Below are 15345 nucleotides of genomic sequence, written 5' to 3'. Positions count from 1 at the left end.
GTGGACAGAACACGCCAAGCTTCACTGGTGCCCCACCTGCCCGCCTCTTCCAATACAGTCATCAGACTCGGCGCTTGAGCCTACCGATCAACACACTATCAGAATGCTCATAACGGAGCTCGTTGAGCTCGAGAATGTCGAATTCAACACTGAAAAATTCTTCAAGCTCTTTCGATGTCACACGGAAAGTGTCTTCATAGTCGTATTCATTATTCGAAGTCGAGTGTTTTTGCGTGCATTTTTCTGAGCAAGCAGTCAGGAACAGCAGCCCATCATTGGCCAGCAAGTCGGTAATCTGCTTTTTGTAAACGTCAGGATAAGGACAAAATACAAACGAGTTTATGCTAAAGACCATCCCATATTTTTTCTGATGTTCCGGTGGAATGATCCCGGGCTTTAGAACGACGTCCACCCCTGGTCCCTCCACAATATCGAACCCAACGCAATGTGGCACGATATCGCGCGTCGCGCCATTGATGTTCAAAGATCCCATATCCGCGACTTGGCAGCTGTCGACATAGGCTTTGTATTGAGGGTCATTATAAAACCGCGCTATAGCACGTCTGGCGCTGTCATGCATATTTGCAAGCTCCTTAAGGTTGCGTCTACCGAGACGCTATGGTTTGACTCCGGTAATACGCATATCTCTAGGTTCTTTCATCTTGTATTGCGCCGGCTCACGCTTCAGATCGATCAGACCGGCTTCCAGCATGACCTGGCCCAGTGATAAAGGTGTATACAGCCAACGGTGGCACATCAACGGATCCTTGTGAACTGGGTCGCCGTAAAGACACCACATCGAACGCTGCCCCTCAGGCCCCGGCCCCGAAGCGACGTCCGGATTGGCTAGCACTGCTTCGCAGGCCGATATCAGATTCGGACATTCCAGAATCAGGCGTCCGCCCGGCTTCAGTACGCGCACCCACTCCTTCAGGATGTCGACCACATCCCAACGCCAGAAATGTTCGATTACGTGCACGGACAAAATCTCATCAGCGAAATTATCTTCAAATACTGAGAGATTTGTGATGTCACAAATGATGTCGGGAGTAACCCCAATGCGCTCGGGAGCGACATCGACGTTGACATACCCTTGTAGCGGCGCGCCGCCCGATCCAAGATTCAATTTAATCACGCACTACCCCCAAATCAGTTTAAAAACGCCCAACGATTTCAAATACGAACTTCACATTTTCAACTCAAATCACAGTAGCCCAGACGGAATATCCAGGCCCTGCGATTGCAGCATCGCTTGTCGCGCCGCCATGACCTCTTGATCAGCATGCCGCCATTTGCGATAAATCGATAAATAGTCGAGTGCAGTCGCCCCACTCTTCTTGGCGTCGTTGTTCCGGCTTTCACGCAAGCTCTCGTGGACGATGGGGCCATACGTGTCAATGAAATTGAATTCATATTTGAACAGCAGCGCGATCATATAGTCCCAACTTTCATGACTGTTCAACTGTGGATCAAACAGAACCGATTTGGCCATCGCAGTCGCGAAAACGAATGCATTCCCAGGAATGAAATTATCGATCAACAAACTCCGTATATCCTTGCCGCCGACCTCGATGTCCTCGGCGGAGACTGTCTCTGCCGATCCGCCTTCGCGGGTCTCGGTGAGCAACGTATAGTTGACGTAATTGACTGCATCAATCTTGAAACCTTCGTTCGCAACAAGCACCTGCAGATATTCGGGATGATAGGTGTCATCGTCGTCCAGAAACATGACAAACTGCCCCTTCGCGTGATAGATGCCAGCATTGCGCGTTTCCGACGGGCCCTTTGCGTTCGGCAAGACGAGAAAGATATCCTCTTGCCGCAAATAGCTGTTCGCCACGGTTTTAGTTTCGAAGCTACCTTCGTCGCTCACGAGCACGATTTCGAAATCTGTAAAAGTTTGTGTTAATAGCGACAAAAGTGCGCGCGCCAACAACGCAGGCCGGCAATGCGTCGTGACAATGATAGAAAATAATGGCTTCGTATTTCGCTCAAGTTGCTTCTCTCCAGCTCCGACGACCGGCGCGATAGTCTGCGATTCGATGGATCTGCGGCCGGTAGAGCTGGCATCCTTCACGAGTGCCGCTGCAATTTTGCGACGCGCATCATCCATCCTATCGCGCAAGGCTTGATCCGGTTCGAACGAGTGTGACGAGCGGCCATGCTCGATCAAATCGATCCAGCCAGCTATTGCCACCGGCCACGAATAACATTGCTTCCAGTGACCGTAGCTTATTTCCCCTAGGGAGTGGCACAAAGCCGGATCGTCAGCCAGCACTTGCAGATGTGCCTTGAAATCTTTCAGTTCGCAAATGACGCCGCCGACATGATCGTTGGCGGCGCCGCATTCCGGTGTCGCGAGCCAGGGTTTGCCATGCGACATCGCCTCAAGAATGGTAATCGGCGAGCCCTCCCCCTTGGAGGCCAGCACGACCACATCGGCACCCTGCATGGCAGCCGCCACCCATTCGCGTGACAGGCCCGGTATGAATCGGATTTCGGGACGGCCGGCCAATTTGGCCATAACCGCATTACCGCAATCGTTTTCTCCGCTGACATTGCCGACCATGACCAGTTGCCAGTCGACAGGTATATCGGGTAAGGCATCGATCAAGCCGATATGATTTTTGACCCAGTAAAGATTGGCGACATGCAGCACTAGGAATTTTTCCCGCGGAATACCGTACTGGGCCCTGAAATCACCTGCAGGCTCGACCTGCGTCGTGGCATTCGGCAGATAGGTATAGTCGATGCCTTCGCTGCGCATAAAGCGGGTATCTGGCCCGCTCTTCGTCATGACCAACGTGGCGTCAGCCGCTTTTAGAATGGTTTTTAAACGACTGCGAAATTCCGGACGATCCTTCCAGCGCGAATAGCCATCTTCGTTGATGATCGGTTGAATCAACACTCGCGTATTCGATGGCGGTGTCATGTCTTCGATGCTCCAGATAATCACACCCAGCGGATCCTGTACCAGAATGCAGGTATCGAATTCGCCAGAGGCTACGGCGTCGCGAATGGCGGCAGGAAACTGATTGACGTCGACGCCATTGATCAGCACGCCGTGAAAGTCGTTGGAGCTGCGATGAGGAATATGCTGGGTCAACACCGTGACCGCGTAACCTGAATTGACAAGTGAGGTACTAAACTGGCCCATCCGCGATTCGACCCCCCCCATGGACGGCCAGAAGTGACTGCAGACAATGAGGATTTTTTTTGGCATGGCGGGAGTAGGTATTTGGGGCATCGAGGAGGAAAAGACAACAGTCGGCGGCGACTATCCGCGTTGTTCCAGATATACTTGGATTTTCTCCGAAAACATTCGCGCGGATACGACAGGAAAATATTGCTCTAACTCGCGGCTGCAATGTGTGGAGTACATTTTTTTCACGATACCGTCGAATATGCCCGGCTTGATGCGGTCCAGCACATCCTTCGGACTATCGACGATCAGTTCCGGAATCCCCATCTGCAAGGCAGTCGCCTCGTAGGCCGGCGTGCGACTGACAAATGGCACCACGCCCAACGCTAGCGCGGCGAGCATCTTGTTATTGCTCTTTTGCACACCTTCGAACGTGGTGGCATGAATCAATACGCAGAAATCGGTTGCGCTGAACAGTGACGGAAAGGTTTCGAGCTTCCACGCGCTTGTATTGAATTGCGGAAAGTTCTGGTGAAAATAGTCAACATAGTCGGCATTCAGCATGACGCTCACGTCGCGAACCTCTTCCGACGCCGCGATCTCCTGAAGGTAAGGAATCGCTGGCACGATATTGGGCGCGTTGCCAAACCAGCACGCGCGCAGCTTCTCGCCGGGCTGCCGGGCTGCCTTGGGCGTTTCGCGGTTGCTGGATTCAATATAATCAATGGGATCGGGAATGACCCAATGCTCCTGAATATGGGTAAAACCTGGCTCCTTGAGAAACACGCCGTGCCGGGTTTCTGTATCCACTATCACGATGGACACCAATTGCATGAACTGACTGAAGGTCGCTTCATCGGCCTTCAGACTGCCAAGCGCTTCCGGGCCATAATCGTCGATGTCGTAGACCACCACGCCGCCGTTACCATGCACCCATTGCGCCATCAGAAGCGCATCAGCATTGATGATTTTTTGCACCAACAATACATGCGGCGGATTATCAGGGTCAATGCCGACCGTCACACGATAGCCCATGCCGGCTAATTCGCGGCCCAGGCCGAAACACCGCAGACGCGAGCTGGCCGAGTTGATGGTCGCAGCCGGAACCAACGCGATATTGGGTCGGCCCGATGCAGTATTGAAAACAGCCATGGCGTACTTTAGTGGTTGTGATCAGTGTTGATAGAAGGATTTGATGCGTTCAACAACATAGTCCACGTCGCCGTCTTCCATTTTCAGATGGCAAGGCAGAGAAATGATCTTGTCACTGAGCCGATCAGCATTCGGCGTCTGGTTTTTTGCATACATCGGATAGCTCGTATTGGAGCGGTAATGCACGCCGGTTCCGACGCCATTCTTGTCCAGATACTCGATTAACTCGTTGCGTTCTTCGAGGATAAACTGGATCAGATGACGACTGCTTTCCTCGCCGTTGGCATGCGCGATGAAACGCAGACTGCCGACGCCGGCCAACTTGTCGGCATACATGGCCGCCAACTCGCGGCGGCGGGCGTTACCCGCATCCAGCGATTGCAGCTGCACAATCGCGATCGCCGCCATGATCGAATTGCCATTGTATTTGTAGCCGACGTCGTCCACCGAATAGAGCCATTTATACCCATCCTGCGAGCGCGAGTAGGTATCCTTGTTGATGCCGCACCAACTCAGTTGTCGCACCAGCTGATTTTCGGCCTCGGTTTGCACGGTGATCAGACCTGAGTCGGCAGTCGGCAAATTCTTGACCGCCTGGAACGAAAAGACCGAGTAGTCCGCATAAGCCGACAAATCCTTGCCGTTCAGACGCGATCCGGCGCTGTGTGCGGCATCCAGAATAAGCGATATTCCGCGCACCTTGCACAACGCTGCAATTTTGATCATTTCGCCGACATTGCCACCGATCGCCACAAAAATCACAGCGCGGGTCCTGGCAGTAATTTTTTTCTCCACTTCGGCTGCGGTAACGCATAGGGACTCGTCGACGTCAGCGAATACCGGCTCCAATCCAGCGTGCAAGATCGAATGATTCGTCGACACAAACGTCATCGCTGTAGAAATTACCTCGTCGCCATCCCGCCAGTTTCTGGTTTTCTTTAATAATTCCAGCAGCAGATGAATGCCATTGGTATTCGAATTCAGAAAGTGACAGTAAGGCTGACTAATAAAATCGGAAAACTTCTGTTCGAATTCAACCGTCTTGAAGCCGATACCGGTCCATCCCTTTTCGAGACAAATACGAATTTCTGCGAGACAGGCATCAACATCAAACGACGGCACGAAGAGCTGCACGTTTTTTTGTGTCACAAGAAACCTCTTTCAGCGGCAATGAAATGATGATCAGAAGAATTGCGCAATATTTTCAAATGACAGCGCAACTTATCTGGGTGTGATCAATGTCCAGCCCGGGCTGGACAAACCAGCTAACGGATGGTCGGCGGCGAGTCCCGACTTGCTTGACGCGGCGGTCAAGGGATTTGGTTTGATGAGAACTGGTTGGCTCGACAAGGCCGCCAGCGGATTACCAGCCGCAGCAGCCTTCTTGCTCGATGCAGCGATTAACGGGTTTGGCTTGGCGGAAACCGGTCGGCTCGCCAACGAAGCCAGCGAATTACTCGCAGCAGCCTCCTTCTTGCCCGATGCAACGGTCAGTTGATTGGGCGCCGCCAAGGAAGGTTTGTCGCTCAGACCAAAGTCTGCAAACTCCTTGATCGGCGTCAAATCGACGCCTTCGAATACCAATACGTCGCCGATCAATTTGTCTTCATAAAATTCGCCGTCGAACTGTCCTGGAAAGCGCATCAACGAGAAGACGATTTTTTCCACGGCGGCAGCACTCAGGTAGTAAGCCTCTCCGACGGCCCACGGTCGCAATATGGGGCGGCCATACACACTACGATTAAGCTTTGGATCCTGACACTGCCCCCAATGCGCGCAGCGATCGAATTCAGCAGGCGAGACGGGCACACCCACATAAGCAGCTTTGGCGCCTAGACCCTTCATGTTCTCCAGCAATTTCCTGCCGTTGACCAAGGACATACTGTCCTCAACTTTCAGCACATTGACCCGGGTGCCCAGGTTTTCATAGATCCAGGTCAATGCTGCCGCCACTTTTCTGCTTCGGCCTTCATAGCTGTCGGGTGCGTCGACCTGCAGTGCGCGAACTTGCTGAATGGGGGCTGTATCCAACCCGCTTACGATCAGATACTGAATATTATTTCGGTCGAACGAGCGCGCCAGATCAACCGCTTTCGCCTCATTCTTCTTGGAACTGACGATCAGGACAATATTGTCGACATTTGCCCCTTGGCCGATGTAATTCTTGTAGTCATTCAGAACATCGTCATTTCCGGGGGCGGTCGCAATTGCGGCTTTCAATGCGATTAGAGCCGCAGACCGGTTGCCGCGCGCAGATTCCACCTGGAAACGCTTGTATTCGAGCGCCCACTGGAATTCGGAGCGGATATGAATATAACTCTGTTCGAGGCGCGTGCATTCTTTCAGAATGCTGTCCCAAGTCAGCGGCGTCGCAGGTGTTTGCAGCAGGGATGAAACCCGTTCGTTAAAATCCATATCCTTCTCGCATATCAGTATTTTCGATGACGCATTCCGCGTCAGGCAAATCGCACGACCGAGCCTCAACGTGGCTTCAATAGCCCTAGTTGCTTTATTTCCCATCCGTTTTCAACACAAGGGATTATTCGCGTGGACGGGCAATCTTACAGCGAAAAAATCGGTGTTAAACCTCGAATACGAGGTCAAAACACCTCCAGCGTTTTAATTTGGCAGTTACAACGAATACTCATTCGGAGTCGTTTTGCAATTCCACAGGCAAACCAGCATGATCCGAGCTTATGCTACGCTGAGCTTATAAGAGCCAATACAGCGATTAACCCCATCAAATAGCATCTGTTTTTTCCATATTTTCAGACATGATGGATTTATGCTTGGGCAAAGATTATTTAATCTTGCACAACTAATTAATTGATCGGATGAGCTATGAGCATTGTTGCAGTGGTTGGTCTGGGCTATGTTGGGCTCCCGGTTGCCGTGGAGTTCGGCAGAATACGTCAAACCGTAGGGTTTGACCTTTCAACTGCCAAAATTGAAAGCTATCGTCGCTATATCGACCCGACCGGCGAATTGTCCACTGAAACGATGCAATCGGCCACGCAGTTGACGGTTAGCACCGACCCTACCACCCTGTCAGCGGCGGACTATATCGTCGTCGCGGTACCAACACCTGTCGATAGCGCCCACAATCCTGATTTTAGCGCCTTGCTGCGCGCGAGTGAAACAGTCGGCAAACACATGAAACCTGGCACGATCGTGATCTACGAATCGACAGTGTACCCGGGAGCAACCGAGGAAATTTGTATCCCTGTGCTGGAAAAGTACTCAGGAATGCAGTGGAAGGTGGATTTTCATGTCGGCTTTTCGCCAGAGCGCATTAATCCTGGCGATAAAGAACATACGCTGACCACCATCCTCAAAGTCGTGTCGGGGGACGATCAGGAGACACTGGACAAAATTGCAGCACTCTACGAATCAATCGTCACAGCCGGCATCTATCGTGCATCCAGTATCAAAGTTGCCGAAGCCGCCAAGGTCATCGAAAACATTCAACGCGATGTGAATATCGCGCTGATGAATGAATTAGCGCTGATTTTCGACAAGCTTGGCATCGACACAATGGAGGTATTGCGAGCTGCCGGTACAAAATGGAATTTCCTGCCATTCCGGCCAGGTCTGGTCGGCGGCCATTGCATCGGCGTCGACCCTTACTATCTGACACACAAAGCCGACATGATTGGCTATCATCCACAAGTCATTCTGGCAGGCCGCCGTATTAATGATGGCATGGCAAAATTCGTTGCAGAAAAAACCGTGAAATCAATGATCGCGGCCGGCTTTGCAATTAAGGGGGCGAAAGTCAATGTGCTGGGTCTGACGTTCAAAGAAAATTGCCCGGATCTGCGAAACTCGAAGGTGGTTGATATTCTTACCGAACTGGAATCGTATGGCGTCGAAGTGCATGTCTACGATCCTGTCGCCTCTCCCGCCGATGCCAAGCACGAATATGGTATCAGCCTCAAATCCTGGGATGCTCTGCCGCAAGCCGATGCGATTATCGCAGCGGTGTCGCATAAGGAGCTTCTGGCGAAACCCTTGCCCGAACTCCTGTCCAAACTAAAAAACAAAGGCTGTTTCATTGACGTGAAATCGAACTTCGACCAAGTGGCGCTGCAACAAGCAGGTTATACCGTATGGCGCCTGTGATCCTTCAAGTAAAAAAATGAAAACGTATCAGGAAATCAAACAACATCTGGCAGACCATCAATCTTGCTGGTTGATTACCGGGACAGCAGGCTTCATCGGCTCCAATCTATTGGAAACTCTGCTCAATCTTGGCCAGAAAGTCGTCGGGCTGGATAATTTCTCAACCGGTCATCGACATAATCTGACGCTAGTACAGGAAGCTGTCGGTCCTGCCGCATGGCGCAATTTTCGATTTATTGAAGGTGACATCCGCAAGCCCGAGGATTGCAAAGCTGCCTGCATAGGAGTCGATTACGTACTACATCACGCCGCACTAGGTTCTGTGTCGCGTTCGATCGAAAATCCAGTGTTGACCAACGAGAACAACATTACGGGATTTTTAAACATGCTGGTCGCCGCGCGTGACGCTGCCGTCAAACGCTTCGTCTACGCTGCATCGAGCTCCACCTATGGCGATCACCCTGCCTTACCCAAAGTAGAGTCCGTGATTGGCGCTCCACTTTCCCCTTATGCCGTGACTAAATATGTCAATGAACTGTATGCTGACGTGTTCGGCCGCACTTATGGCATGGAAACCATCGGGCTACGCTATTTCAATGTATTCGGACCACGTCAAGATCCCAAGGGTGCCTATGCAGCCGTGATCCCGCAATGGTTTGCTGCCATGATCCAGGATACACCGTTAGTGATCAATGGCGACGGCGAAACCACCCGGGATTTCTGCTTTATCGACAACGTCGTACAGGCAAATCTGTTAGCGGCGAATGCAGACAAGAGCGCTGCCAACCAGATCTATAATGTGGCGCTCAATGATCGCACCAGCCTGAATCAGCTGCATGAAATCATCAGATCACTACTGGTGGAAAAATTCCCGCGCCTGCACGACCACCAGCCTCAATACAAGGCATTTCGCGCCGGAGATATACGAAATTCCCAGGCCGACATCACAAAAGCCAGGGCCATGCTGGGCTATGAGCCAACTCACCGCATTCGCGAAGGGCTTAAGCTGGCTCTGACATGGTATCTGACCCACGTCAAGACGGAGCCGGAATAACAGCACCCATCCGCAGCGTGATGCCAACGCCAGCGAGATACGCGGTTAAAGACAGGGATGTCGCCGACCAACTTGTCTTAGAACCCCACCCGGGAACGCATCAACACCCGCCTTACTAATTGCTCAGATACAGTCTCGGCGACATGCCTGCGATCGGGTCGCGCAAAGCGCCAAGTACGCGCAGAACCAAGCCTCTATTCTGCATAGGGGCAAGGTGTTCCATCCGATCTGCTCTGTAGCCGCGTGCTACACTTTCACCTTCTTTTCCGCCATCATTCCTGAACGTATGAACGTCGTCATCCTCGCCGCCGGCATGGGTAAGCGCATGCAGTCTGCGCTACCGAAAGTCCTTCACCCTCTCGCCGGCAAACCGCTGCTTGGTCATGTCGTTGATACCGCCAAGACCCTGGCGCCGTCTAAATTATGCGTGGTCTACGGCCATGGCGGCGACGCCGTTCCCTCCAGCTTTGCCGATGCAACGCTGTCATTCGCCCTGCAAGAGCCGCAGCTCGGCACCGGCCATGCGGTCGCGCAGGCCTTGCCTTTTATTGATGACAATGCGTCCACGCTGGTGCTGTACGGCGATGTTCCGCTGACGACACCGGCAACGCTGCAACGCCTGCTGGCAGTGGCGGGGAACGACAAGCTGGCCGTACTGACGGTCACCGTGGCCGACCCGACCGGGTATGGCCGCATTGTGCGCGAACATGGCAAAATCACTCGCATAGTCGAGCAAAAGGATGCCAACGAGGCCGAACGTGCCATTCAAGAGGTCAATACAGGCATCATCGCCGCGCCGACCGCCAAGCTGCGCGGCTGGCTGTCAGCACTATCCAACGACAATGCGCAAGGCGAGTACTACCTGACCGACGTCATTGCAGCAGCAGTCGCCGACGGTGTCGAAGTCGTGTCGGCCCAGCCTGCGGACATCACCGAGACATTGGGCGTCAACAGCAAGGTACAACTGGCGGAACTGGAGCGCGCCTATCAACGCCGCATCGCCAACACCCTGCTGGAACAGGGCGTCACGCTGCTCGACCCTGCACGCCTTGATGTACGCGGCGTACTGACCTGTGGCCGCGATGTGAGCATTGACGTCAATTGCATCTTCGAAGGCAAAGTCGACATCGCAGACGGTGCCACCATCGGCGCCAATTGCATCATCAAGAATGCGCGCATCGGCAAAGGGGCGCAGATCAAACCGTTTTCACACATTGACGACGCCATCGTCGGTGCGACCGCGCAAGTCGGCCCGTATGCGCGCCTGCGCCCCGGCACCGAGCTGGGTGAAGACGTCCATATCGGCAACTTTGTCGAGGTTAAAAAGAGCAAGATCGCCGCCCGCAGCAAAGCCAATCATCTGGCCTATATCGGCGACGCCACCATCGGATCCGGCGTCAACGTTGGCGCGGGCGTCATTACCTGCAATTACGACGGCGTCAACAAATTCGAGACCATCATCGAAGATGACGTCTTCGTTGGCAGCGATAGCCAACTGATCGCCCCGGTGCGTATCGGCAAAGGCGCCACCATCGGCGCAGGCACAACGCTGACCAAGGATGCGCCGGCAGATCAGCTGACGCTGTCACGCGCCAAACAGATGTCGCTGCCCGGCTGGACGCGTCCGGTCAAGATCAAGAAATAAAGCGCGGAAGCCGCGGCAATCACGACAGTCGCCTCAGACGGCGATCCGCGTTTCGAACTTGCTGCGGTGAATGGAAAAATAGCTACGCACGTTGCGCACATTCTTGTGCGTAGCAAACAGACGATGTGCCAGCGCGTGATAAGCAGGCATATCGGCTACCTGCACCATCAACACGAAATCCGGTCCCGGCGAGACGCGATAGCACTGCAACACCGCCGCCTCGCCTTCCACCAACTCCTCAAACTCCACCTGACGCTCATCACCCTGCTGATCCAGCGTGATCTCAACAATGGCGGTCAACGCCGATCCGAGCTTCTCAGGCGCCAGCAAGGCGACCTGACGCGCAATGACACCCGCATCCACCAGACGCTTGACCCGGCGCAGGCAAGTCGGCGCTGAAGCGTGTACCCGCTCTGCCAATTGATGATTGGTTTGCGAGGCATCGTCCTGCAGAGCATTCAAGATACGCCTATCCAAATCATCCATCTCTATTTTTTCCATTTATACTCAATATTTGAAATATTATTTCAATAAACATATATCATGGAATAATAATCCAAATATCTATAAATTTAGAAATCTTATTTCATATCGCCTGCCCTAAGATGAGCCCACTCACTCAATTATGAAAGGCAGCATATGTGCGGAATCGTCGGCGCCGTGGCGCAAAAGGATGTCACTCCAATTTTGCTGGAAGGATTGAAGCGCCTCGAATACCGCGGCTATGACTCCTGCGGCGTGGCCGTACACATGGACGGCAAACTGCAACGTTCGCGCAGCACCTCCCGCGTTGCCGAATTGCAAAAGCAAGTCGCCGAAACCCACCTCGCCGGTTTTACCGGTATCGCCCACACCCGCTGGGCGACACACGGTGCACCTGCCACCCACAACGCGCATCCCCATTTTTCACGCGACCGCATTGCACTGGTTCACAACGGCATCATTGAAAATTACGAAGAACTGCGCACAGAACTGCAAAGCGTGGGTTACGTCTTTGAAAGCCAGACCGATACCGAAGTCATCGCCCACCTGGTCGATCACATGTACACCGGCGACCTGTTCGAAACCGTGCAACAAGCCGTGCGTCGCCTGACAGGCGCCTACGCCATCGCCGTCTTCTGCGTCGACGAACCGCACCGCGTCGTCGCTGCCCGCCAAGGCTCCCCGCTGATCCTCGGCGTCGGCGACGGACAAAATTTCGTCGCCTCCGACGCCATGGCGTTGGCCGGCACCACCGACCAGATCGTCTACCTCGAAGAAGGCGACGTCGTCGACCTGCAACTGCAGCGCTATTGGATCGTCGACGTCAACGGCAAACCGGCCGAACGCGAAGTCAAAACCGTACACGCCTTCACCAGCGCGGTAGAGCTCGGCCCCTACCAGCACTTCATGCAAAAGGAAATTTTCGAACAGCCGCGCGCCATTGCCGACACACTGGAAGGCGTTGAGAGCATCATGCCGGAATTGTTCGGAGACAGCGCGCACAAAGTTTTCAAGCACATCGATTCGGTACTCATCCTCGCCTGCGGCACCAGCTATTACTCCGGCCTCACCGCCAAATACTGGATCGAATCGATCGCCAAAATTCCGGTTAACGTAGAAATCGCCAGCGAATATCGCTACCGCGACAGCGTCCCCAATCCGAAATCACTCGTGGTCACGATCTCGCAAAGCGGCGAAACCGCCGACACGCTCGCCGCGCTCAAACATGCGCGCGCGCAAGGCATGACCAACACACTCACGATTTGTAACGTCGCCACCAGCGCCATGGTGCGAGAGTCACAACTGGCCTACATCACACGCGCCGGGGTTGAAGTCGGCGTCGCCTCCACCAAGGCATTCACCACACAGTTAGCGGCGTTGTTCCTGCTGACACTGGCGCTGGCGCAAACCCGAGGTCTGCTCAGCGACGAGCAAGAAGCGGCGCATCTGAAAGCAATGCGCCATCTTCCGGCGGCATTGCAAAGCGTGCTCGCATTGGAACCCAGCATCGCAGCCTGGGCCGAAGCATTTGCACGCAAAGAAAACGCCCTCTTCCTCGGACGCGGCCTGCATTACCCGATTGCACTCGAAGGCGCGTTGAAGCTGAAAGAGATCACCTACATCCATGCCGAAGCCTACGCCGCCGGCGAACTCAAGCACGGCCCTCTGGCACTCGTCACAGAAGAAATGCCCGTCGTCACGATTGCACCGAACGACGCACTAATCGAGAAACTGAAATCCAACATGCAGGAAGTCCGCGCACGCGGCGGCCAGTTATATGTCTTCGCCGATGCCGGCTCCAGCATCGTCTCCAGCGAAGGCCTGCACGTCATTCGTTTGCCGGAACACTACGGATTGCTGTCACCAATCCTGCATGTCGTGCCGTTGCAATTGCTGGCGTATCACACGGCATTGGCACGTGGTACAGATGTCGATAAGCCTCGTAACCTGGCAAAATCGGTCACTGTGGAGTGATGGAAAAATTTGTGTTTTGACTGTTGTTGGCCGGAATTAAAAGGCTTCCCTTTTTAAGGGAGGCCTTTTTTTCTAGGGCGGTTAAATCGATTGCAAAGCCAGTCCCAACATCAAAAAGAACATCTTTCATTTCCCCTGACTTGCAATAGCAAAGAACGATTTCCATCACCTCCTAAGAACAAAGACTCGTGATGACATCACCCGCCCCGACGAGGACGATTTATACCTCCTCAGGAGGTCGCGATGCTATCTATCCATGCGCAATTGAGCTTGTCGTCTACCCGGGCCAGGCCGGGGGCATCACCGCAGCGAAATAGACAAGCGGCCACCCCTGATTTTCATACAGCGATATACCAAAGAACGCTCATTTTCACTTAGCCAACTTGAGCATTGTGCTCACTACCGCGGGATTTGCAGCTCCTAGTTTGCGCCGCCGACGGATGCTACGTCAGATAGCGGCTTCTGGCTGATAAGAGACGTTAATAGCACCAAACTGCAATCCAAGTTTCAAGTGCCTCCTTGTAGCTTGATCACGATTGATTGAAAAATCAATCCGATTGCCTGTTGCGCGACAGTCTTTCGAATTCTTCTCGGCATTTAATGCAGCGCGTCTTCACAATCGGATTTGCCGAACACCGCTGCCAGGCCGCACGTCGAGTGATACATGGCGAATGTGCGATGCGCCACACCTGGCACTTCGAACAAACGATGCCGTTGTGGCAGATGAGCAGCTTCGGCTGCAGCCGTCACGTAGCGGAAGTATGCATGCCCGCGTTCCAGGCGTGTTGCGCCCTGGCTTTTATACGTGCAGGACTGACCGACAGCGTCTGCGTTGGGATCATTGTCAGCGGTGCCGAGCAAGTAGACGACGTCACGCTGCAAATAGTGTTTTTCAAGCATGGCCGGCTCCACTGGTTGCCGCACGTAAGCAGGCAGTCTGGCGGAGAGACCATTGTTCCATGTTCCGGCAGTGGGGCAACGAGCGCTCACAGCAGCAAAGCTGCCGTCCGCCTGCGGTCGCCTGTCGTCGAAGTACAGATAGGCAGCTGGATTGGCAACGACGTAACGGACATGGATGTGGGAAGCGACGATCTCCTGCGAGGCATGACCTACCACCGCATAGCGCTGCACGAACTGACCTCCAGCAGAGTGGCCCGCCAACACAACATCTTTCAGATGAGGAAAAATCCTTCGGTCCGCAAGCCGCGTAAAAATCTGGTCTATCACTGAAAACGCGCTGATTGGGGTAGGCCATCTGGCGTCGTAGCCCTGCAGCCAGTCGCGTTCTCGCCAGCGCAATGTCGTCGGAGAGAGGTGATGCGCCTCGACATCAACATCCGTCAGGAATTGAGGCGTGACGAAGAGCGTATCTGTGGCCAAGGAGCCGGCACGCTGTTGCAGATCTTCGTCTGCGTCAATGTCGCGACGCGGCCAGCCATGAATGATGATAACGGCTCTCGTAATGTCGGGCTGCTCAAGTTTCCAATTACGTGAGACACGTATTGGCACATCGCCTGCGCCGCTTGCCGTTTGTACGCTCAGACGGTCATGTAGCACCACCGGTACCGGGCTGTTAACAACGTCGACTTCGGACGCGCCGGCAAGGTGAGCCAAAGATGTGCAGAAGAAAAATCCTAATATCGTGGTATGAATGAAGCGCATGTCTTATCCTCGTTTTGATAGGGTACGCCTGCCTGCTTGTCAAAGCGAAATCTTTATTGATGGCTGCTTCTGGCCGATGCCGGCAGCTGCCGGACACCGGCAGTTCAGCAC

13 protein-coding genes are annotated in these 15345 nt (G+C 53.7%); 4 read left to right on the top strand and 9 right to left on the bottom strand.

Annotated features, from left to right (window positions below; all coding sequences use genetic code 11):
* Window positions 1-61: 61 nt before the first annotated feature.
* The 6 genes from hmeg3_RS01940 to hmeg3_RS01915 all read right to left on the bottom strand — a co-directional run bounded on the left by hmeg3_RS01940 (window position 62) and on the right by hmeg3_RS01915 (window position 6709).
* A complete protein-coding gene (locus hmeg3_RS01940) occupies window positions 62-580 on the bottom strand; it encodes a hypothetical protein (RefSeq protein ID WP_094562236.1) in 519 nt (172 codons plus the stop codon).
* A 36-nt stretch (window positions 581-616) separates the two neighbouring features.
* Window positions 617-1135, bottom strand: a complete 519-nt coding sequence (locus hmeg3_RS01935; RefSeq protein WP_094562235.1) for a methyltransferase domain-containing protein — start codon at window positions 1133-1135, stop codon at window positions 617-619.
* 69 nt (window positions 1136-1204) lie between these two features.
* On the bottom strand, window positions 1205-3223 hold the full coding sequence (locus tag hmeg3_RS01930; protein WP_198361769.1) for a glycosyltransferase: 2019 nt from the start codon (window positions 3221-3223) through the stop codon (window positions 1205-1207).
* Between the two features lie 54 nt (window positions 3224-3277).
* On the bottom strand, window positions 3278-4294 hold the full coding sequence (locus tag hmeg3_RS01925) for a hypothetical protein (RefSeq protein ID WP_094562233.1): 1017 nt from the start codon (window positions 4292-4294) through the stop codon (window positions 3278-3280).
* 21 nt (window positions 4295-4315) lie between these two features.
* A complete protein-coding gene (locus tag hmeg3_RS01920; RefSeq protein ID WP_198361768.1) occupies window positions 4316-5443 on the bottom strand; it encodes a DegT/DnrJ/EryC1/StrS aminotransferase family protein in 1128 nt (375 codons plus the stop codon).
* 72 nt (window positions 5444-5515) lie between these two features.
* Window positions 5516-6709 carry a hypothetical protein gene (locus hmeg3_RS01915; protein ID WP_198361767.1) on the bottom strand — a complete coding sequence of 398 codons (1194 nt, stop codon included), beginning with the start codon at window positions 6707-6709 and terminating at the stop codon, window positions 5516-5518.
* A gap of 426 nt (window positions 6710-7135) precedes the next feature.
* On the opposite strand from hmeg3_RS01915, the gene hmeg3_RS01910 reads away from it, so the two are divergent.
* From hmeg3_RS01910 to glmU, 3 genes are all read left to right on the top strand, one after another.
* Entirely contained in the window at window positions 7136-8416 is a 1281-nt protein-coding gene (locus hmeg3_RS01910) for a nucleotide sugar dehydrogenase (RefSeq protein ID WP_094562232.1), read from the top strand.
* A gap of 16 nt (window positions 8417-8432) precedes the next feature.
* Entirely contained in the window at window positions 8433-9470 is a 1038-nt protein-coding gene (locus tag hmeg3_RS01905; protein WP_094562231.1) for an SDR family oxidoreductase, read from the top strand.
* A gap of 286 nt (window positions 9471-9756) precedes the next feature.
* Window positions 9757-11115, top strand: a complete 1359-nt coding sequence (glmU, locus tag hmeg3_RS01900) for a bifunctional UDP-N-acetylglucosamine diphosphorylase/glucosamine-1-phosphate N-acetyltransferase GlmU (protein ID WP_094566085.1) — start codon at window positions 9757-9759, stop codon at window positions 11113-11115.
* A gap of 33 nt (window positions 11116-11148) precedes the next feature.
* Here the strand turns inward: glmU and hmeg3_RS01895 are convergent, their stop codons facing one another.
* Window positions 11149-11616 (bottom strand): Lrp/AsnC family transcriptional regulator, encoded by a 468-nt coding sequence (locus tag hmeg3_RS01895; protein WP_094562230.1) that lies wholly within the window; start codon window positions 11614-11616, stop codon window positions 11149-11151.
* A gap of 138 nt (window positions 11617-11754) precedes the next feature.
* Here hmeg3_RS01895 and glmS point away from each other — a divergent pair, with 138 nt between their 5' ends.
* Complete coding sequence (gene glmS, locus hmeg3_RS01890) at window positions 11755-13572, top strand: glutamine--fructose-6-phosphate transaminase (isomerizing) (RefSeq protein ID WP_094562229.1); 1818 nt, start codon at window positions 11755-11757, stop codon at window positions 13570-13572.
* On the opposite strand, the gene hmeg3_RS01885 is transcribed toward glmS, so the two are convergent.
* Both hmeg3_RS01885 and hmeg3_RS24605 read right to left on the bottom strand, forming a co-directional pair.
* Window positions 13559-13738 carry a hypothetical protein gene (locus hmeg3_RS01885; protein ID WP_094562228.1) on the bottom strand — a complete coding sequence of 60 codons (180 nt, stop codon included), beginning with the start codon at window positions 13736-13738 and terminating at the stop codon, window positions 13559-13561. The genes glmS and hmeg3_RS01885 overlap by 14 nt on opposite strands.
* A gap of 431 nt (window positions 13739-14169) precedes the next feature.
* Window positions 14170-15234: an alpha/beta hydrolase gene (locus hmeg3_RS24605; RefSeq protein WP_157739192.1), complete on the bottom strand. Its 1065-nt coding sequence runs from the start codon at window positions 15232-15234 to the stop codon at window positions 14170-14172.
* Between the last annotated feature and the right edge of the window lie 111 nt (window positions 15235-15345).

Origin of the sequence: Herbaspirillum sp. meg3 (genome assembly GCF_002257565.1) — a bacterium.
GTDB lineage: Bacteria > Pseudomonadota > Gammaproteobacteria > Burkholderiales > Burkholderiaceae_D > Herbaspirillum.
This window is presented reverse-complemented; position numbering and strand designations above follow the sequence as displayed.

What these genes read in the sequence shown, in the direction of transcription:
- hmeg3_RS01915 (WP_198361767.1), bottom strand. Translation starts at nt 6,709, where the DNA reads ATGGATTTTAACGAACGGGTTTCATCCCTGCTGCAAACACCTGCGACG.
- hmeg3_RS01910 (WP_094562232.1), top strand. Translation starts at nt 7,136, where the DNA reads ATGAGCATTGTTGCAGTGGTTGGTCTGGGCTATGTTGGGCTCCCGGTT.
- hmeg3_RS01930 (WP_198361769.1), bottom strand. Translation starts at nt 3,223, where the DNA reads ATGCCAAAAAAAATCCTCATTGTCTGCAGTCACTTCTGGCCGTCCATG.
- hmeg3_RS01940 (WP_094562236.1), bottom strand. Translation starts at nt 580, where the DNA reads ATGCATGACAGCGCCAGACGTGCTATAGCGCGGTTTTATAATGACCCT.
- hmeg3_RS24605 (WP_157739192.1), bottom strand. Translation starts at nt 15,234, where the DNA reads ATGCGCTTCATTCATACCACGATATTAGGATTTTTCTTCTGCACATCT.
- hmeg3_RS01885 (WP_094562228.1), bottom strand. Translation starts at nt 13,738, where the DNA reads ATGGAAATCGTTCTTTGCTATTGCAAGTCAGGGGAAATGAAAGATGTT.
- hmeg3_RS01895 (WP_094562230.1), bottom strand. Translation starts at nt 11,616, where the DNA reads ATGGAAAAAATAGAGATGGATGATTTGGATAGGCGTATCTTGAATGCT.
- glmS (WP_094562229.1), top strand. Translation starts at nt 11,755, where the DNA reads ATGTGCGGAATCGTCGGCGCCGTGGCGCAAAAGGATGTCACTCCAATT.
- hmeg3_RS01905 (WP_094562231.1), top strand. Translation starts at nt 8,433, where the DNA reads ATGAAAACGTATCAGGAAATCAAACAACATCTGGCAGACCATCAATCT.
- hmeg3_RS01925 (WP_094562233.1), bottom strand. Translation starts at nt 4,294, where the DNA reads ATGGCTGTTTTCAATACTGCATCGGGCCGACCCAATATCGCGTTGGTT.
- glmU (WP_094566085.1), top strand. Translation starts at nt 9,757, where the DNA reads ATGAACGTCGTCATCCTCGCCGCCGGCATGGGTAAGCGCATGCAGTCT.